Raw genomic sequence first — 18,535 nt, forward strand, 5'->3', positions numbered from 1 at the left:
TCTCCGTTCCGGATGGCGTGAGAAGGGGGCCAAGGCAGGGCGTGGGGGCGGTCGCCCGGGGCGGGCCGGTGTGCGCGGCAGGTCGGGTGCCGGTCGCGCCCGGGGGGTGTCACGGACGCCGCTCCTCCTGGGAGGCGTGCCGTGCCAGCGTGTCGGCGAGCGGCCCGAGCTGGGTCTGTCTCATGAGGTCTTTCAGCCCCAGGTGGCCGCGGAGTTCGGCGGCGACCGCGAGGACGGCGAGGGATGTGCCGCCGAGGTCGTAGAAGTTGTCCGCGCGCCCGATCGTCTCGGCGGGGATGCCGAGCACCTTGGCCCACGCCGAGGCGATCAGGTGTTCCGCCCGTGCGGCGGGCCGGCCGGTGTCACCGCGTGTGTCCGGGTCCGGCGGCCCGGAGGCGGGCGCCGGGGGTGCCGGCAGTGCGGCGCGGTCCAGCTTCCCGTTCGGCGTGAGCGGAAGCGATGCCAGTGGCACCACGTGGGCGGGGACCAGCGCGGCGGGCAGCAACCGGGCGCAGTGGGAACGCAGTTCACCGGCCGGTAACTCCCGGCGACAGACGGTGTAGGCGCACAGGTACGCCTCGCCGGTCGGCGTGTGCCGGGCGATCACCGCGGCGTTGACGACGGCGGGATGGGCCAGCAGGGTGTTCTCGACCTCGCCGGGCTCCACGCGGACGCCGCGGATCTTGACCTGGTGGTCGTTGCGGCCCAGGTACTCCAGGGAGCCGTCCGGCAGCAGCCGCGCCAGGTCGCCGGTGCGGTAGACGCGCCGCTCCCCCGGGAACGGGTCCTCGACGAAGCGTTCGGCCGTCAGGCGGTCGCGCCCCAGGTAGCCGCGGGCCAGGCTCACTCCCGCGATGCACAGCTCCCCCGCTTCCCCGGCGGAACACGGACGCAGCGTGTCGTCGAGGACGTAGAGACGCACGTTGTCGATGGGCCGGCCGATCGGCACCGTGCGAGGGGCCGGGTCGGCGCACGGGTGATGGGTGACGTCGACCGTCGCCTCGGTCGGACCGTAAAGGTTCACCAGCTCCGGGCGGGCCGGCGCGCCGCCCAGCACCTCGTGGAAGCGGCGGACGTGGTGGGGGCTCAGCGCCTCTCCGCTGGCGAACACCCGGCGCAGCGAGGACAGGTCGTGCCCGCGGTCCGTGCGGTTGTCCGTGTGTTCCATGAACGCGTGCAGCATCGACGGCACGAAGTGCGCGACGGTGACGCCATGTTCCTCGACCGCCGCCGCGATGGTGTCGGGGTCGCGCTCGCCCCCTGGCTCCAGGAGATGGACCGACGCCCCGGCGAGGGTCCACCAGAACAGCTCCCACACCGAGACGTCGAAGCCGATCGGGGTCTTCTGGAGGAGCACGTCCTGGGCGCCGATCGGGTAGGCGCGCTGCATCCACCGCAGCCGGTTGAGCACCGACCGGTGCTCGACCATCACGCCCTTGGGCTCCCCGGTCGAGCCGGAGGTGTAGATGACGTAGGCGACGTCGGTGCCGTCACCGGTGTGCTCGACGGGGCTGTCGTCCGCGTCGTAGGACTCGGGCGCGTACGGGTCCACCAGGGTCACGGTGCCGTCCGGCCGCTCCAGCGTGCCGGGGGCGGCGACGACGATCCCGGCTCCGCTGTCGCGCAGGACGTAGGCGTTGCGGGCGGGCGGATGGCCCGGGTCCACCGGCACGTACGCGGCGCCCGCCCTGAGGACGGCGAAGACCGCCACCAGCATCTCGTGCGAGCGTTCGACCGCCACCGCCACCCGTGTGCCGGGTGCCGCCCCCGCGGCCCGCAGCGTGCGGGCGAGCCGGTCGGCCCTGCGATCCATCTCGGAGTAGGTGAGCGGCCCGTGCGCGCTGGTCACGGCTGTCCGGTCCGGGTGTGTCCGGGCGGCTGCGCGCAGAAGGTCCTCGATGCGGGTGTCGCACTCCACGGGGATCCGCGGCCCGGCCACCGCGGACGGGCCGGGAGCCGTGCGGCCGGCCGCGGCCGGTGCGGTCGGCACCTGCGGCGGTGTTGTCTGTTCCTGCCGTTCTTGCTCCATGGCCCTTCTCTCTCGTGCCGCGGATCGGACAGTGCCTGCGGGTCACGCGCGGGGCGCGTCGGGCGGGAGGGCGCGCTCCAGGCTGACGCCGATGAGGCGCAGCAGCGGGCCGGGGGATTCGGCGAGGTACATGTGGCCGCCGGGCAGGGACCTCGCGTCGAAGTCGGCGGTGGTCACCTCGCGCCACTGCCCGAGCATCTCCGCGTCGATCAGGTGGTCCTCGGCGCCGCGCACCGCGAGGACGGGGACATCCAGCACGGTGGGGCCGGTGGACCGGTACCGCTCGTGCATGGCGATGTCGGCGCGCAGGGCGGGCAGCAGCAGCTCGCGCAGGTCGGGGTCGTCGAGGGCCTCGTGCCGGTAACCGGTGGCCCGCTCGACGGCGTTCAGGAAGGCGTCCTCGGGCAGGCCCGTGGCGCCGAGGTCGTGACGGTGCGCGGGGCCTGCCGACCCGCTGACGACGAGAGCCACGACGGGCACGTCGGTGTCCGCCGCCAGCCGGCAGGCCGTCTCGTAGGCGAGGACCGCCCCCAGACTGTGTCCGAAGAGGATCACCCCGCGGTAGCCGCCGGCCTGCGCGCGGATCTGCGGCAGCGCGTCCTCGACGGCGTCGGACACGTACTCCAGGGGCTCCTCGGCGAAGCGCTTCTCCCGGCCCGGCAGCCCCACGGGTGCCACGTCCAGACCGGGCGAGGCGAGGTTCCACCACCCCGCGAAGAACGATGGACCCGCACCTGCGTGCGGGAAGGACACCAGAAGTGTCGGTTTCATCAGGGCCAGACCTTCCTCGGCTCGACGATCAGTCGGGATCGGCGCCTCGGGGCGCCACGGTTACGGACGGAGGGACCGGGGCGGCCCGGGGCGCACCGTGTTCAGGACGGGTTGCGGCCGCTGCGGGGAACAGCCGACCCGGCCGTGACACCCCCGTCGACCCCGATCGTCTGTCCGGTGACGTACGACGAGAGCGGGCCGAGCAGCCAGGCGGCGGCCTCGGCCACCTCCTCGCAGGTGCCCAGTCGGCCCAGCGGGGCCCGGCGCGCCCGCTGCTCCAGAGCGCCGGGCTCGGTGTACAGGCTGCGCAGCATGGGGGTGTCGGTCGAGCCGGGGCTGACGACGTTGACGCGGATGCCGTCGCCCGCGTACTGCAGGGCGGCCGACTTGCTCAGACCGATGACGGCGTGCTTGGTGGCCGAGTAGAGCGGACTCTGGGCGTGTCCGATGTGGCCGGCCACCGAGGCACAGTTGACGATCGAGCCGCCTCCGGCCGCCAGCATCGCGCCGATCTGGCCGCGCATGCACGACCAGACCCCGCGCAGGTTGGTGGCGAGAACACGGTCGAAGTTGTCGGCGGTGTCCTCGTGCAGCGCACCGAACTCCCCGAAGATGCCGGCGTTGTTGAACGCTCCGTCCAGTCGCCCGAACCGGCGGACCGTCTCCGCCACGCACGCTTCCACCTCTTTGTCGTCGCCGACGTCGACGGGTGCCGTCCAGTGGTGCGACGGCGGCAGACCGGCGGCGGTCTCCGCCAGCGCCGACTCGGTGCGGCCCACCAGGACGACGCGTGCGCCGTACCCGGCCAGGAGCCGTGCCGCGGCCCGGCCGATCCCGCTGCCCGCCCCGGTGACCATCACCACGCGGTCGGTGAGTTGCAGAGTCATGCGTGTGCCCAACTTTCCGCTCGTGCCTGTTAGATGTGCAGTCCGCCGTTGACGTCGACGACCGTGCCGGTGGTGTATCCCGCGTCCTCGCCGCACAACTGGCAGACCATGCCGGCGGCTTCGGTCACGGTCCCGAACCGGCCGGCGGGGATACGGCCGACCCTGTCGGCGGTCCACTCCGGGGGGTTGTCCGCCCAGGCGCTGCGGATGCGCTCGGTGCCGATGACGCCGTGGGCCACCGCGTTGACCGTGATGCCGTGCGGAGCCAACTCGTAGGCGCACTGCTTGGTGAACCCGATGACACCGGCCTTGGCGGCGACGTAGGCGGCGTTGCTGAAGAGGCTGTAGGTGCGTCCGGCAACGGACGCCAGGTTGACGATGCGGCCCCGGCCCGCCGCGACCATCGCCGGTGCGCACAGCCGCGTCATGGTGAACACGCTGGTCAGGTTGTGCGCGACGGCGGACGTGAGGTCCGCCTCCGTCAGCTCGGTCACCGGGCGGGCCCGGGTGTCACCGCCGACACCGTTGACCAGGATGCCCGGTCGGTGCCGCGGGGCGAGCGAGGTCACCGCGGCCTCGACGGCGGCCGTGTCGGTGACGTCGACGACCAGCGGCTCCCGGAGGCAGCGGTCGCCGAGTTCACCGGCGACCCGCGCCACCGCCTCGGCGTCCCTGTCGAGCAGGACGACTCCCACGCCGCGGGCGGCCAGCCGGCGGGCGACCTCGGCGCAGATGCCCGCGCCCGCCCCGGTCACCAGGGCGACATCACGTCGGGCCTTCATGCCGCCTCCCGCCATGCGCCGCGGGGTTCCCAGGTGGCCAGGCGGCGGGTGTGCCGCAGGAGTTCGACGCTCGGTTCTACGCCGGTGCCCGGTCCGGCCAGGGGTTCCACGCGGTACAGCGACCGGTCGGCGGCGAACGCGGGCCGGGTCAGCGGTGTGGGGAACCATTCGTCCGCCCGCCCCGCCTCCACCGTCCGCCACAGTCCCCACGCGGTGGCCAGCGCCCGCCCGGCCGCCCACAGCGGTCCCACCTCGGCGACGTGCACGCCGAGCTGGCAGCCGAGGCCGAGCGCGTCGGCGCGCAGCGCCAGGCGGGCCGCGGCCAGGAAACCGCCGCACTTGGACAGCCGGACGTTGACGTGGCTGGCGGCGCCGGTGGTGGCGGCGGTCCGCAGGTCGCCGGGCCCGGTACAGGACTCGTCGAGCATGACAGGCAGTCCGGTGGCCTGCCGCAGCCGGGCCAGTTCGGTCCAGGAGCGCGGCGGGAGGGGCTCCTCCACCCAGGCGGCACCGGCGAGTTCGCCCGCGATCCGCTCGGTGTCCGTGATCGACCACGCGCCGTTCGCGTCCAGGGAGACAGCCGTCTCCCGCGGAAGCCGCTCACGGGCCCGGGCCAGCCGCAGCACGGCGTCGGACGGGTCCGCGACCTTGACCTTCACGTGCCGCAGTGCCGCCACCGTGTCCGGCGGAAGGGCGTCCAGGACGGACGCGACGTCCTGGGTCAGGTGGATCACCAGGCTGACGTGTGTGGGCCCGTTCCTCAGGACGCGGTCGGGCGGGTCCAGCACCCGCAGCACGTCGGCCAACGGCCGGCCGAAGTGCCGGCACACTGCGTCGAGCAGCGCGATCTCCATCGCCGCCGCGGCCGACGGACCGTCGGCCAGTCCGCCCGGCGGCAGCGCGGCGACCGAGGCGACGGCAAGGTCGAAGGTTTGCCAGTCGATCCGCTCGGCCAGTGCCGCCGGGTCGCAGTTCTCTATGGCGCGGGCCGCGCTGTCCAGGGTCTCGCCCGTCACGTAGCCGCGGGGCGCTCCTTCGCCCCATCCGCGGACACCGTCCAGCTCCACCTCGACCAGGAGTGACTCCGCGGCGCGGCGGGAGCGGGTGGCGTGGTCGAAGGCCGCGGCCATGGGCACGGCGGCGGTGTACAGCCGTACGCGGCGGATCATGCGTCCTCCTTGAGCCGCAGGGCCAGCCAGTCCCAGTACGCGGTACGGGCGTCGGTGAACTCCAGGTAGTGCCGGTTCGCGGCGAAGACCTCCTCGTGCACGTCGGACGTCAGCCGGCGCAGGGTGGCCCGTGCGGCCCGCAGGTCGATGATCGGGTCGTGCTCCGGGACGGCCAGGTCGACCCGGAGCGGGGTGCGCGGGGTCCCGGTGGCGTAGAGGTCCTCCAGGCGCACCAGCGTCGCCTGCGTCGCCGAGGTCACCTCCCGCAGCATCAGCGGGTCCGAGGCCATGAACTCCCGGTAGCGCGCCAGGCCGGTGTAGTCGCCGTCGGCCAGCCCCACGGGCTGCGGTGTCGTCCCGGCGCGGGCGCGTCGCTCGGCCAGCGCGGCGGGTGTGTGACGGGCCCTCTGCTGGCCCAGCGCGGGCGCGCACAGGACCAGTCGACCGACCGGCAGCTCACCGGTGCACCACAGCGCGGCCAGCAGGCTGCCGCCCAGACTCTGGCCCAGGGCGACCGGTCCGGTTCCGCCGACCCGCTCCGCCACGGCCTCCAGCGCGCGCGTGTAGTCGCTGAGGACGAGGTCGGCCGACGGCAGGTGGCCGCGCAGTCCCGCGCTGCGACCCGACCCCCTGCGGTCCAGGGCGTAGACATCGATGCCGCGGGCGTTGAGTTCGGGCCCCGTCTCCCACAGCCATCCGGCGTGGCTCTGGATGCCGTGGAAGTAGAAGAGGGCGGTGGCCGCGCCGGGCACGGTCCAGCCGTGCAGGGTCAGTGCGACGCCGTCGGAGGCGGTCAGCGTGTGGGTGGTGTGCATGACCGGTCTCCTCAGTACCTGACGAGGTTGACGTCGGGGTCCAGCCGGACATCGACGAGCAGCGGGCCGTCCAGGTCCGGCAACAGGTCGCCCACGGCGTCCAGTTCCTCGGCCTTGCGGACGGTCAGGGCGCGAGCGTCCATCGCGGTGGCCAGCCCGGCGAGGTCGGGCCAGGCGAACGCGGAGTACGCCGGGTCGTAGCCGTGGTGGCGCAGCTTGTAGTGCTCGGCTCCGTAGGCCCCGTCGTTCAGGACGACCACGACGAGCGGCAGCCGTTGCCGCACGGCCGTCGTGAACTCCGACAGGTGCATCATGAAGCCTCCGTCGCCTATGGCGGCGATCACCGGCCGACCGGTACCGGCCATGGCAGCGCCGATCGCCCCGGCCAGGCCGAGCCCGATCGAGCCGAAGCCGCCCATGACGGTGAAGTGCAGCGGGTCGGCCACCTTCAGGTAGGGCCAGACACCCACGTCGAACCGGCCGATGTCGCTGACGACGAGGCGCTCGGCGGGCAGCACTCGGTCCAGGCGGATCATGGCCGTGCGGATGTCGACGGTGTCCGGTCCGCTGCGGTCCTCGACGTCGTCCTCGGGCACGTACCCCGCCAGGCGTCCGGCGACGCGCTGCGACCAGGTGGGGTTGGCCGCCGTGACGCCCGCCTGTTCCAGCAGCGTGTTCATGGCTTCGGCCGTCCGGCGGGCGTCCCCCGCGACGGGCGCGTCGGCGGGGGTGTAGGAGCCGATCTGGGTGGGGTCGGCGTCCACGTGTACGACCTTCTTGCCGCGGAACAGATCGCCGTTGAGCGCGGTCCACATGTTGAGGCCGGCGCCGAACGCGGCGACGCAGTCCGCCTCGGCGATGACTGCGCCCGCGGCGTCGTGGGCGAGCGATCCGAAGATGCCGATGTCGCGCGGGTGTCCGGCGAACAGTTCTTTGCCGAGCACCGTGGTGGCGAGTGCCGCGCCGGTACGGTCGGCCAGTTGGATCAGGGCGTCGCGCGCCTCGGCGAGTGCCGCGCCGTGGCCGGCGAGGACCAGGGGCCGCCTCGCCGAGCCGAGGAGGCCGAGGGCGACGTCCAGGGCCCCGGCTTCGGGGGCCGCCAGGGAGGCGGGTGCCACAGGCAGGGCGACGGGTGTCTGTTCGCCGGCTTCGGCCTGGGTGAGGGCGATCGGCAGGTTGAGCACGACGGGCCGCCGCTCGGCCACGATGCGCTGCATGGCCCGGTTCAGGTCGGCCACGACGGAGGAGGGTCCGTAGACGCGTTCGTATCCGGCCCCGGCGGCGGTGGCGACCGTGGCGATGTCGAACTGATGGAAGTGGGTGGGCACCGGCGGCGGGTCCCCCGTGATCAGGAGGATCCGGCTGCGGCTGCGGACGCCCTCGACCAACGCCGTCAGGGTGTTGGTGAACGCCGGTCCGTGGGTCACGCTGGCCACGCCGACGCCGCCGGACATCCGGGCGTAGCCGTCGGCCATGGCGACGGCGCCCGCCTCGTGGACGACCGGGACGAAGCGTCCGCCCCCTTCGGCGAACGCGGGCAAGTAGAGCAGGTTGGCGTTGCCCATCAGCCCGAAGACGGTGTCGACACCGTGTGCGGCCAAGGCGTCGGCGAGCACGTGGAAGACCTTCATCGCTGTCCTTCGGTCGGTACGGGCAAGAGCCAGGCGGGGTCGTTCTGGTGGGCGGGCGCACACGCGAGCGGTGGATTGTCCCGGACCAGCGAACGCAGATGGTCACCGGTCACGAGCACGTCGGTGTCCGCGCACCTGTGGGTGAGGACCATGTGCCGGGCCCGCACCTGCGGGTGGCGCACCGCACGTGTCAGGTCGTGCAGGGGGGCGGCGGGCACGCCGAACGTGTGCGCCGCGTCGAGCAGGGCGGCGACGGATGTGTCGGCCCCCGGTAGCGTTCGGTCCGTGTCGGCCAGGACGGTGCCGTCCGGGGCGTCGACGAGCCGCGGGGCCGGTGCGGGGCCGTCGTCGTACCAGCGTTCCTGCGTGGTCCACACGGCGCTGTCGAACAGGGCGACGTCGGCGGCGCATCCGCGTCCGGTGCGCAGCCGCACCCAGGTGGAGACGACGGTGGCGGCGGCGGCGAGGAAGGCGCCGAGCACGTCGGCGCTGGACACCGGCGTGCGGAGTCCGCTTCCCTGCCCGCCGACGAGGTGCATGATGCCCGATTCGGCCTGGATCACGGTGTCGACGCTGCGGTCGGCGGCGGCCAGGCCGTGACCGGTGACCGCGCAGTGCACGGTGCCGTACCGCGAGAGGACCTGCGCGGGAGTGATGCCTTGGGCGGCGAGGGTGTCGGCGGCGAGGTTGGTGAGGACGATGTCGGATCCGGCGAGCAGCCGGTCGAACCTCTCCCGGTCCTCGGCGTCGGCGAGGTCGAGCCGGCAGGAGCGCTTGCCCGCGTTGTTGACGTAGTAGAGGTAGCCGATCCCGCCCACCGGCTGGGCGAGCCGCCGGGACCCCTCGCCGTGCGGAGGCTCCACCTTCAGGACATCGGCGCCGAGCTGGGCCAGCAGTCTGCCCGCGAGCGGTCCGGCCGTGTAGGAGCCGATCTCCAGCAGCCGGACGCCGCGCAGCGGTGGCTCGCCGCGCGGGACCCGTTCCCACAACCGGCCCTGCCGTGGCATCGGGTCGGCGGTGACCTCCGGGACCAGCGAGGACAGCGGGCTGCCCGGCGCGGCGGACGGTCCGGTGGCCAGGCCGCGTCGGCGGGCGGCGGCCCCGTGGCGCACCTCGTCGGGTGTCGCGATCTGCGCGCAGGGGATTCCGGAGGCCCGTAAAAGGCCCACCACGTCTGCCGCCCGTCGCACGCCGGTCCACTCGCCGATCAACTTGTCGAGTTCGTCGGTGTTTCGGACCCGGGCGCCGGTGTCGGCGAAGCGTGGGTCATCGCCGAGGTCACCGTGGCCCGTCGCGTCGGCCAGCCGCCACCACATCGGGTCACCCATGGTGCAGATGACGACCGGGGAGTCCAGGCACGGATAGCTGTTCCAGGGAGCCGCCATGCCGTGCCGGTTGCCCGTCCGCCGCGGTGGACGGCCGGCGAGGGCCACGCTCGGTAACAGGGTGCCGGTGAGGGTGAGCAGACTGTCCAACTCGGCGATGTCCAGGCAGTCGCCCCCTCCCCCGCGCTCGCGGCCCACAAGCCCGGCCACGACGCCGATCAGGCCGGACAGGCAGGCCGTGCGCGAGGCCAGGTCCACCGTGGAGGTCACGGGCGGGTCCCCCTCCGCGCCGGTCGCCGCGGTCAGCCCGGCGAGCGCCTGCAGGGTGGCCTCGGTGGCCGGGGCGTTTCTGAGCGGACCTGTGAGACCGAAGGCGCTCAGCCGCACGGTGACAAGATCCGGGTGACGCCGCAGCAGCCCGTCGGGACACAGCCCCAGGCCGGTGAGGCGGATGTCACCCTCGCTGTCGCAGACCAGGACATCGGCTCTCTCCAGCAGCCGCGGCACCTGCTCCCAGGCGGCTGCCGGCTCGCCGGCGGAGCACAGCCACTGGGTGAACGGTCCGCCGCCGTCGGGGGGCCGCCCAACACGCACGACCCGGGCTCCGAGGTCCGCGAGCAGCCTGCCCAGCAGCGCGGCCGACGTGCGCCGACCGGCCAAGAGCACCTCGGTGCCCTGAAGCGGCCCTGCTGCCGTCATTCGTGTTCTCCTCGCGCAGCGCACGCCGGCCGCGGACGGCGGCCGTCACGGCAGGTCGGTTGTGGATACGGCCGGCATAAGGCCGCGATAAGGGACTTCGGTCGGTACCGGTCGTAAGTCAGGAAGCATTCCGTCGGCTGTTCCTCCCAGCAATTAGAACCCGCATGTCCGTACCGGCGTCGACCCTTCACGTCGAAGACGGCGAAAAATCATCGTTCCGGTTTGTCCTCGAACCAGTGGCCCCACCACCTAAATGAGCGGATCGGAAGTCGACATCGGCCAATTTCAAAACCGACGCCCGCGAAAGTTTGATCCCCGACCGGCCAGGGCAGAGCCCGGTTCTTACGCAGAACAGCAGCGAACGGTTCAGTCGCCGCCACCGAAAGTTCCGTGAGGGTGATCACACGCACCTTGCTTGACAGGTCTTAATTGAGGCTGGAACGCTGACGAAAAGTTACTTCTACGAGGTCCCGCTATTGCGCTCACAAAACCTAGGCAATCGACAGGAGGCCCGAGGGGATGATTTGCAATCACCCTTTATCGGCGGGCGTCATAATGAAGAAGCGCCCCGACCTTTCGTTATTCACCAAGGCGTCGCGACGACCGTGCTCCACCGCGCACCCGGCCTCTGAATGCCTCATCCACACGAGGAAATCCCCCCGAAACGCGCCGTGTCGGGGCACGGAACGCGGCGCCACGGCCCGCACAGCACGGCCTGTCGCCCATCGACCGGCATGCGCGCCGCCCGCGACCCCCCGCCCCGGCAGGGCCGCTCACGAGATGCCCGCCGGATGACGAAGCTGATGCGGGCCGCCGTGATACGGGCCTGGGGCGGGCCCGATCAGCTGACCCTGGATCAGGTCGAGCGGCCGGCCCCTCCCCCCGGATGGATCGGCGCGCGCGTCGAGGCGTGCGCGCTGAACCACCTCGACATCCACGTACGCAACGGACTCCCCGGTGTCCGGCTGCGCCTGCCTCACGTCTCCGGCGGCGATGTCGTCGGCATCGTGGAGGAGGCCACCGACGAGACCGGTGAACGTCTCTTGGGCGAGCGCGTCCTGCTCGACCCCATGATCGGACGGGGCATCCTCGGCGAACACCACTGGGGAGGGCTCGCCGAGTACGTGGTGGCCCCCGCGGACAACGCGATCCGCCTGCCTGCCGCGAACGGCGCGGACCTGGCACGGTATGCCGCCCTGCCCATCGCCTACGGCACGGCCCAGCGCATGCTCTTCACCCGGGCGCGGCTGCGGCGCGGCGAGAACGTCCTGCTGTTCGGTGCCACCGGTGGTGTCGGCGTGGCCTGCGCCCAGCTCGCCGTGCGCGCCGGCGCCCGTGTCATCGCCTGCTCCAGATCACCTGCCAAACTCGCCCGGCTTCGCGCGCTCGGCGTGGCGGAGACCATCGACGCGGACACCGACGACATCCTGAGCCGGGTCCTGGATCTCACCGACGGCGGTGTCGACGTGGTCGTCGACTACCAGGGCAAGGACACCTGGCCCCTCTCTCTGCGCTGCGCCCGCCGCGAGGGCCGCATCGTCACCTGCGGCGCGACCACCGGGTACGAGGCGCTCACCGACCTGCGCTACGTGTGGTCGCGCCAGCTGGACATCCTCGGCTCCAACGCCTGGCGCCGTCAGGACCTGCACACCGTCCTCGACCTGGTGACCACCGACGCCCTGGAACCCGCGGTGCACGCCCACTTCAGCCTGTCCCGCGTCGCCGAGGCGGTGGCCGAACTGGAGGAGCGCCGGGCGTTCGGGAAAGTCGTCGTCCGCGTCGCGTGAACGCACTCTGGCCGGCTCGAACCTGAAGGAAGACAGCTTTGGCAACGACGGGCAAGACCGCACAAGACCGGGACTTCCTGCGCAGGACCCAGAGCGCGCTGGCGATGCAGCGCAAGATCTGCGCACAACCCGAGGAGACGGCCGAGCGGGTGCTCGGCGACCTCCTCGCGGTCTCCCGCGACACCGCCTTCGGGCGCGAGCACGACCTCCGCGCGGTCCGCACCCGCGAGGAGTGGCGGCGCGCCGTGCCCATCCGCCGCTACGACGCACTGGCCCCCTACGTTGAACGGCAGCTCGCCGGCGAGCGCAACGTCCTCACCACCGACGATCCCTACGCCTTTCTTCGCACCTCCGGCTCGACCGGACGGGCCAAGCTGGTGCCCACGACCGGCCACTGGCGCCGCGCCTACCGCGGACCCGCGCTGTACGCGCAGTGGGGGCTGTACTTCGAGCAGCTCGGCGCCGAGCGCCTCGCCGGCGACGAGGTACTCGACCTGTCCTGGGAGCCCGCTCCCCCGCGCGACCATATGCGCGGGTTCCCCGTGTACGGGATCACCGAGCGCCCGGTCCCGGACGACCCCGAGGACTGGGATCCGCCGTGGCGCTCGGAGAGCTGGTTCCCCCGGGACACCCACTCGGCCGGCATGGCCACACTGCTCTACCGCAAGCTGCTGCGGCTGGCCGACCGCGGCCTGCGGCTGATCGTCTCCGTGAACCCGTCAAAGATCGTTCTGCTCGCCGAGGCGCTGCGGGAGAACGCCGAGCGCCTGCTGCGGGAACTGCACGACGGCCGCTCCACGACGGCGGACCCCGCCCTCGCCCGCAGACTGGCCACCGCGTTCGACCGTGCGGACGGCCGCCCCCTCCTCACCGACCTGTGGCCCCGCCTGAACCTGCTGGTGTGCTGGAACTCCGCCTCCGCAGCGCTCTACCGCCCCTGGCTGTCGCGCCTGGCGCCCGGCGTGGCAACGTTGCCGTTCAGCACCACCGGAACCGAGGGGATCGTGACACTGCCGGTCGACGACCATCCCTCCGCCGGTCCGCTCGCCGTCGACCAGGGACACTTCGAGTTCGTGCCGTGGAACGAACTCGACGACGGCAGCCCGCTGCCCGCGGACAGCCCGACCCTCGGCTACGAGGAACTCGACACTGGTGCCGACTACCGGCTGGTCATGAGCCAGGCCAACGGCCTCTACCGCTACGACGTGGGCGACGTCTACCGCGCCGTGGGCACGGTCGGCTCGACGCCGCGGCTGGAGTTCCTCGGACGCGCCGGCTTCCAGAGCTCGTTCACCGGAGAAAAGCTCACGGAGTCCGACATCCAGACCGCGGTGATCCGTGTTCTGGGCAGCGGATCCGTCGACCACCCCCACTTCACCGGCATCCCGGTCTGGGGCACGCCGCCGCACTACACGGTCGCCGTCGAGTGGGCCAGCGCCTACGACTCCCTCGACCCGCAGGACATCGCGGGGCGGATCGACGATGTGCTCCAGGAGGTGAATGTGGAGTACGCGGACAAGCGGCGCAGCGGGCGACTGCGCCCTCTGCGGGTCCTGCCCCTGGTGCCGGGAGCGTTCAGGAGGATCGCCGAGCGGAGGTTCCGCCACGGCGCCGCCGGTGCCCAGATCAAACATCACTGGTTGCAGAAGGACGCGGCTTTCCACGACACGTTGCGCGAGCTCGGCCTGATCAGGCCCTGTCCGGCGGGGGGGTGACACGGATGCGGATCGGTTTCGCCGCGCCGGTCTCCGGTGCCTGGTCCACGCCGGAGAACGCCGCACACGTCGCACTCGCCGCCGAGCGGTCGGGGTACGACTCGCTGTGGACCTACCAGCGCGTCCTGGGCGTCCCCGACGGTTCCCGGGGCGAGGCGAACCGCAGTGTCCACGACCCCCTGGTCACGCTGTCGTTCCTGGCCGCGCGGACCACGAGGATCCGCCTCGGGGTCGCCGTTCTGGTCATGCCGCTGCACGCACCGGCCGTGCTCGCCAAGCAGCTCACCACCCTCGACGTGCTGTCCGGTGGCCGGCTCGACGTGGGTCTCGGCAACGGCTCCATGAGCGAGGAGTACACGGCGGCCGGCGTGTCCCCGACGGGTCTGGGGCGGCGCGCCGATGACTTCCTCGCCTGTCTGCACGCCTTGTGGTCGGGGCGGGCACCGGTGGAGCACGACGGTCCCTTCTACCGTGTCCCACCCGCCGTGTTCGCTCCCGAACCCGTCCAGAAGCCGCACCCGCCGCTTCTGCTGGGCGGCAGTTCGACAGCGGCGCTACGCCGTGCCGGCCGCCTGTGCGACGGCTGGATCGCGAGCAGCAAGGCTTCCCCCGATGCCATCCGCGCGGCCATCGCCGTCGTGCGCGACAGCGCCGAGGAGGCCGGACGGGATGCCGATGCCCTGCGGTTCGTCTGCCGTGCTCCGGTACGGGTCCGCTTCCGAGCGGGCGCGGACCGGTCATTGTTCACCGGCACCGCGGACCAGGTCCGGTCCGATCTCGCCGCCCTCGCGGACACCGGCCTCACCGAAATCTTCGTGGACCCGAACTTCGACCCCGAGTTCGGTTCCCCCGACGCACCGGCCGTCGAGGTCACCAACCGCGTCGACCGCTTACTCAGTGAACTGGCTCCAGGCACCTGGTGAGAGGAAGAACTCCATGCTGATCGCGCATGTCGCGGTGAGGGACGAGCGGGTGTACGCCCGCGTGGACACCGGCACTCAGCGGGTCCACCTGCTGTCGGGCACTCCCTTCGACGGAATCCGGCCCACCGGGGAGAGCCTGCCGTTGGCAGAGGTCCGCCTGCTCGCGCCGACCGAGCCCAGCAAGATACTGGTGGCGGGCCGCAACTACGACGACGTCGTCACACCGGACCTGGTCGTCTTCATGAAGCCGTCCACCTCCGTCATCGGCCCCGGCAGCCCCGTCCGTCTGCCCCCGGAAGCCGCGGAGGTCCGCTACGAGGGAGAACTCGCCGTCGTCATCGGGCGCCGCTGCCGGGACGTGCCCGAGGAGTCCGCGGACGAGGTGGTGTTCGGCTACACCTGTGCCAACGATGTCACCGCCTGGGACGTCGGGACGGCGAACGGCCACTGGACCAAGGCGAAGAGCTTCGACACCTTCTGCCCGCTGGGACCGTGGATGCGCACCGGCCTCGACCCCGCGGACCTCGCGCTGCGCACGATCGTCAACGGCGAGGTGCGCCAGAGCAGTTCGACGAAGGAGATGAACAGAAACGTCCGCGCGCTGGTGTCCCGCTGCTCCACCCTGATGACGCTGCTGCCCGGCGACGTGATCCTCACCGGCACTCCGTCGGGCGCAGGTGTGCTGCGCCCCGGCGACGAACTCACGGTGCAGATCGACGGAATCGGCTCCCTGTCCCATCCTGTGGAGGTCCACCGCCCTGGTGCCAGTGCGGACTTGGCCTGGTCCGGGACCTGATGACGACCTGACTCAGACCGTGTCCACCGCCGAGCACAGCGCGGCCATCGCGTCTCTCCTCCGAGAACCTGAGGTGCCCGAAGGAGAGACGCGACGGCCCTCTCACATCTCGACGCCACTCCGTGCGACCGCGCCGACGCGATGGACCGCTCTCGGACGCGGCCGCCGGGGACCCGCTGTTCACCCCCGGACGGCTGCGGGCCGTGTTTCGTCCGGCTCAGACTTAGGGCCCCTGACCGGCATCCGAACTTCACCACACGACTACAGCGACCAGGGAGTGCTGGCGTCTCGTAGAGCGCCTCGTACGGCGTGGCGACGGCGCGGCGGCAGCTTTGGAGACGGGTACAGCACCGCTCGCAGCCGGACCGCGGCGGTGAGCTTGAAGTCACTCCCGTTGTTCCGGCGACAGCTCCGGCGGGGTCGGTTCAACCATGCGGGCCTCCGCGCTTGATGGGTCACTCCCCCGCACTCTCGCCCCTCCCGGTCGGCTCCGGGGCCTGCCCGCAGGTCGCGTCCCGACGGCTGGCGCGGCGACTTCGTCCCCCGTCCCGCAGGACGGTCCCACCGCCCTCTTACCGACTGCCCCGCGCGCGTTGCCGCCCCAGCCGGTCACGGCCGCTGGGGCGGTCCAGGACCCTGTCCGTGCTCGGGGCCGGACTGCTGGTGCTGATGCCGGCTGCCCGGGTCGGCGGCCGGGACGCTCTGCTCCCGGTCTGCGACGGCGCGGCGGCGGGCTTCGGCCTCGCGGGTCAAGACGGCGAGCCGGCTGAGGTTCTCCGGCGTCCGCACCCACGACGCCGGGTCCCTCGGGCGGCCCCAGTAGCTCCGGCATCGCGGCTGCTGATGAGTGTGAACGGCAGCGGCCCGCTGCGCCGGGGTGAGAGCGGTGTCCGGTCCGGGTGGTCGACGGCGTGCGGCGCGCGTGCTGGCCGAGCGCGCACTCAGTTGCGCGGTGGCAGCCGGCCCCAGGGCCACGACGGGTAGGCCGTCGACGCCCATCCCGACTCGCTCTGCACTCACCGGCCTCGACACCGCCCTTTTGCCATCTCACCGGCGCACTTCGGCGGCGCACCCGGGCCTTCAAAGCCGGGCACGCCACCGCCTTACGTGAGCGCGCTGACGCCAGGTTCGGCCATCACCGGCACGCGCGCTTGAGCGTCAACGCTGGTGGCGGCCCCCATGCTCCCCGCGCTCCCCGCGCTCTCCGCGGTGGTCCCGGTCCCCACGGTCGCCACGCTCTCCACGGTCGCCGCGCTCCCAGCGGTCGCCACGGCCGCCACGGTTCCCGTGCTCTCCGCGCTCCCAGCGGTCACCACGGTCCCCGCGCTCTCCGCGGTGGTCCCGGTCGTTGTCCCAGGAGGCGTCGTCGATGAAGCGGTCGCGGTCGTCGCGCAGAGTGGCGGTGCCGGAGCCGTTGTCCCACACGTAGTTGCGGCGGTCCTGGAACAGGTCGGTGCGGGTGTCGCGGCCTTCGCCGGTGTGGATACGGACGGTCTCGCGGCCGGCCAGGCGGTAGCCGAGGAACGTGTAGGTGTCTCCGTCCTCGTCCGACAGCGTCCACCCGCCCAGGTTGATCGCCTGGCCGTGGGCGTGGTGTTCGCCCTTGCCGACGTCCATGCCGAGGAACACGCCTATGCCACTGGTGTCGAACATCCGCTCGCTCTCCGGGAGTTGAGCATCCGTCCCGGCCGTCCCTACGGCACCACTACCGGCAACCACGTTACGCAGAGGTCCACCCGTCGGTGGCGTCGGCGTTGCGCCGGGCCAGGGTGGCCATCAGGCCCCTCATCAGCGGTCAAGCGGTGCCCCAGACCCGGTGACACCACCCCCCGGGCCATGCGATCGGCAGGGGGACACAGTCATGCCGGGCCCGGGGGCCAGGAGCCCCGTTGCAGGGCCACGGAAAAGGTAACGGGGGCTGCCTGCCGCTCGCGGCGTGCGCGGGGAGCGGGCGAGGTGGTAGCGAGGATGATCTCCAGATGTTCGGCGAAGTACGGGCCCGGAAGCGGGATCTCGACCTCGGGATGGTGTGCGTAGCCGACGGCGACCGCCGCGGCCACGTAGTCCATGACGGCGAGGGTCGCCTCCGTGTGCGGGCGGCCGACGGGCGTGAGGTGCTCCAGGACACGCAGCAGGACGGGGACGCTCGATCCGGCGGTGTCCTCGTCGGCGTCCTGGTCGTTGTGGCCTGGGATGGTGCTCTGGTCGTGCCAGAAGGCGGCCGCGTGGCGGTCGCCGAGGGCGCGATGGTGGAGGTAGAGGCAGTAGGCGGCGGCCCCCACCCCGGCCCCGGCCCCGGCCCCGGCCGCATACTGCCACCAATACTGTGCGCCGTCGTCAGCCTCGGCCAGCTGCAGCAGACAGCCCAGGATCCAGGCCCACTGGGGTCCGGGCACCTGCTCCGTGATGAATTCGGCGATCTGCCTGGGCAGGGAGTGGGCCACCGCAACTTCACACAGGGAGCGCAGGTGCGCCGCCGCCGTCTCGTCCGCCAGGTCGCGGGCCCCAGCCCTCGGTCAGCGGCAGGACCTCGGGGGGCAGGCCGGGGTAGGCGGGGCGAGGGTTCGGCGCGGGCGAAGATGTCGACGTTCAGCGAGGTGGCATGGGCGTGCCAGTGCGGGTTGCGGGAGCGTCAAGCCGGCTGGCGCGGTCTGGCAGCTAGTGCCGGATCAGGCAACGTTTGCCCTGTTGTGATGTGCCGCGCCGTTCGGGTGACTGTGCCGGGCGGCGCGTGATCGTCATCCTGTCCGGGTGGCGGAACGAGTACGTGTACGCGAGATCGATGATGACGAGGGTCGGCGGCTGCTGCGGATCATCCGCAGGGGCACCGGGTCGGTCTCGACGTGGCGGCGGGCCCAGATGGTGCTGCTGTCCGCGCAGGGCATGCCGGTGGCGAAGATCGCCGAGGTGTCGTTCACCAGCGACGACCGGGTCCGGGATGTGATCCACAACTTCAACGCCGACGGCTTTGCCTCCCTGTATCCGAAGTACTCCGGTGGCCGGCCGAAGACCTTCACGCTGCCCGAGCGGCGTGAGATCAAGAAGATCGCCAAGTCCAAGCCGACCGAACACGACCTGCCGTTCTCGACCTGGAGCCTGACCAAACTGGCCGACTTCCTGGTCGCCGAGGGGGTGGTCGACGACATCAGCCACGAGGGCCTGCGCATCCTGCTCCGCGAGGAAGGCGTCTCCTTTCAACGCCTGAA

14 protein-coding genes and 1 pseudogene are annotated in these 18,535 nt (G+C 72.1%); 5 read left to right on the forward strand and 10 right to left on the reverse strand.

Going from position 1 to position 18,535, the window contains the following annotated elements:
• Window positions 1–109: 109 nt before the first annotated feature.
• From ACFYQA_RS34280 to ACFYQA_RS34315, 8 genes are all read right to left on the reverse strand, one after another.
• On the reverse strand, window positions 110–2,029 hold the full coding sequence (locus ACFYQA_RS34280; protein ID WP_388926422.1) for a non-ribosomal peptide synthetase: 1,920 nt from the start codon (window positions 2,027–2,029) through the stop codon (window positions 110–112).
• A 42-nt stretch (window positions 2,030–2,071) separates the two neighbouring features.
• Window positions 2,072–2,800, reverse strand: coding sequence for a thioesterase II family protein (locus ACFYQA_RS34285; RefSeq protein WP_388926425.1), 729 nt, complete (start codon window positions 2,798–2,800; stop codon window positions 2,072–2,074).
• A gap of 101 nt (window positions 2,801–2,901) precedes the next feature.
• On the reverse strand, window positions 2,902–3,687 hold the full coding sequence (locus ACFYQA_RS34290) for an SDR family NAD(P)-dependent oxidoreductase (protein WP_388926427.1): 786 nt from the start codon (window positions 3,685–3,687) through the stop codon (window positions 2,902–2,904).
• A gap of 29 nt (window positions 3,688–3,716) precedes the next feature.
• On the reverse strand, window positions 3,717–4,469 hold the full coding sequence (locus tag ACFYQA_RS34295) for an SDR family NAD(P)-dependent oxidoreductase (protein WP_388926430.1): 753 nt from the start codon (window positions 4,467–4,469) through the stop codon (window positions 3,717–3,719).
• On the reverse strand, window positions 4,466–5,638 hold the full coding sequence (locus ACFYQA_RS34300) for an enolase C-terminal domain-like protein (RefSeq protein WP_388926433.1): 1,173 nt from the start codon (window positions 5,636–5,638) through the stop codon (window positions 4,466–4,468). Before ACFYQA_RS34300 ends, ACFYQA_RS34295 begins: the two co-directional genes overlap by 4 nt.
• Window positions 5,635–6,453 carry an alpha/beta hydrolase gene (locus ACFYQA_RS34305; RefSeq protein ID WP_388926436.1) on the reverse strand — a complete coding sequence of 273 codons (819 nt, stop codon included), beginning with the start codon at window positions 6,451–6,453 and terminating at the stop codon, window positions 5,635–5,637. Before ACFYQA_RS34305 ends, ACFYQA_RS34300 begins: the two co-directional genes overlap by 4 nt.
• Window positions 6,454–6,464: 11 nt before the next feature.
• Window positions 6,465–8,084, reverse strand: coding sequence for a thiamine pyrophosphate-binding protein (locus tag ACFYQA_RS34310; RefSeq protein ID WP_388926439.1), 1,620 nt, complete (start codon window positions 8,082–8,084; stop codon window positions 6,465–6,467).
• A complete protein-coding gene (locus tag ACFYQA_RS34315) occupies window positions 8,081–10,108 on the reverse strand; it encodes a CoA transferase (RefSeq protein WP_388926442.1) in 2,028 nt (675 codons plus the stop codon). Before ACFYQA_RS34315 ends, ACFYQA_RS34310 begins: the two co-directional genes overlap by 4 nt.
• A 791-nt stretch (window positions 10,109–10,899) precedes the next feature.
• On the opposite strand from ACFYQA_RS34315, the gene ACFYQA_RS34320 reads away from it, so the two are divergent.
• The 4 genes from ACFYQA_RS34320 to ACFYQA_RS34335 are packed head-to-tail and all read left to right on the forward strand — an operon-like array spanning window position 10,900 to window position 15,329.
• Window positions 10,900–11,895 (forward strand): zinc-binding dehydrogenase, encoded by a 996-nt coding sequence (locus ACFYQA_RS34320; RefSeq protein ID WP_388926445.1) that lies wholly within the window; start codon window positions 10,900–10,902, stop codon window positions 11,893–11,895.
• A gap of 38 nt (window positions 11,896–11,933) precedes the next feature.
• Window positions 11,934–13,610 (forward strand): GH3 auxin-responsive promoter family protein, encoded by a 1,677-nt coding sequence (locus tag ACFYQA_RS34325; protein WP_388926448.1) that lies wholly within the window; start codon window positions 11,934–11,936, stop codon window positions 13,608–13,610.
• 5 nt (window positions 13,611–13,615) lie between these two features.
• A complete protein-coding gene (locus ACFYQA_RS34330) occupies window positions 13,616–14,533 on the forward strand; it encodes a TIGR03619 family F420-dependent LLM class oxidoreductase (RefSeq protein WP_388926451.1) in 918 nt (305 codons plus the stop codon).
• Window positions 14,534–14,546: 13 nt separating this feature from the next.
• The gene (locus ACFYQA_RS34335) at window positions 14,547–15,329 is read left to right on the forward strand and encodes a fumarylacetoacetate hydrolase family protein (protein WP_388926454.1); all 783 of its coding nucleotides are present in this window, start codon (window positions 14,547–14,549) and stop codon (window positions 15,327–15,329) included.
• A 1,311-nt stretch (window positions 15,330–16,640) separates the two neighbouring features.
• Here ACFYQA_RS34335 and ACFYQA_RS34340 read toward each other — a convergent pair.
• Both ACFYQA_RS34340 and ACFYQA_RS34345 read right to left on the reverse strand, forming a co-directional pair.
• A pseudogene (locus ACFYQA_RS34340) lies at window positions 16,641–16,907 on the reverse strand (lamin tail domain-containing protein); the annotation flags it as partial.
• Between the two features lie 281 nt (window positions 16,908–17,188).
• Entirely contained in the window at window positions 17,189–17,773 is a 585-nt protein-coding gene (locus ACFYQA_RS34345; RefSeq protein WP_388926457.1) for a hypothetical protein, read from the reverse strand.
• A gap of 307 nt (window positions 17,774–18,080) precedes the next feature.
• On the opposite strand from ACFYQA_RS34345, the gene ACFYQA_RS34350 reads away from it, so the two are divergent.
• Window positions 18,081–18,535, forward strand: a 455-nt coding sequence (locus tag ACFYQA_RS34350) for a transposase (RefSeq protein WP_388926460.1), incomplete at its 3' end; no start/stop codon positions are given.

Origin of the sequence: Streptomyces sp. NPDC005774, assembly GCF_042871645.1 — a bacterium.
GTDB classification, from domain to species: Bacteria; Actinomycetota; Actinomycetes; order Streptomycetales; family Streptomycetaceae; genus Streptomyces; species Streptomyces pratens.

Coding starts and splice junctions, on each gene's coding strand:
- ACFYQA_RS34280 (WP_388926422.1), bottom strand. CDS start 2,029: ATGGAGCAAGAACGGCAGGAACAGACAACACCGCCGCAGGTGCCGACC.
- ACFYQA_RS34285 (WP_388926425.1), bottom strand. CDS start 2,800: ATGAAACCGACACTTCTGGTGTCCTTCCCGCACGCAGGTGCGGGTCCA.
- ACFYQA_RS34290 (WP_388926427.1), bottom strand. CDS start 3,687: ATGACTCTGCAACTCACCGACCGCGTGGTGATGGTCACCGGGGCGGGC.
- ACFYQA_RS34295 (WP_388926430.1), bottom strand. CDS start 4,469: ATGAAGGCCCGACGTGATGTCGCCCTGGTGACCGGGGCGGGCGCGGGC.
- ACFYQA_RS34300 (WP_388926433.1), bottom strand. CDS start 5,638: ATGATCCGCCGCGTACGGCTGTACACCGCCGCCGTGCCCATGGCCGCG.
- ACFYQA_RS34305 (WP_388926436.1), bottom strand. CDS start 6,453: ATGCACACCACCCACACGCTGACCGCCTCCGACGGCGTCGCACTGACC.
- ACFYQA_RS34310 (WP_388926439.1), bottom strand. CDS start 8,084: ATGAAGGTCTTCCACGTGCTCGCCGACGCCTTGGCCGCACACGGTGTC.
- ACFYQA_RS34315 (WP_388926442.1), bottom strand. CDS start 10,108: ATGACGGCAGCAGGGCCGCTTCAGGGCACCGAGGTGCTCTTGGCCGGT.
- ACFYQA_RS34320 (WP_388926445.1), top strand. CDS start 10,900: ATGACGAAGCTGATGCGGGCCGCCGTGATACGGGCCTGGGGCGGGCCC.
- ACFYQA_RS34330 (WP_388926451.1), top strand. CDS start 13,616: ATGCGGATCGGTTTCGCCGCGCCGGTCTCCGGTGCCTGGTCCACGCCG.
- ACFYQA_RS34335 (WP_388926454.1), top strand. CDS start 14,547: ATGCTGATCGCGCATGTCGCGGTGAGGGACGAGCGGGTGTACGCCCGC.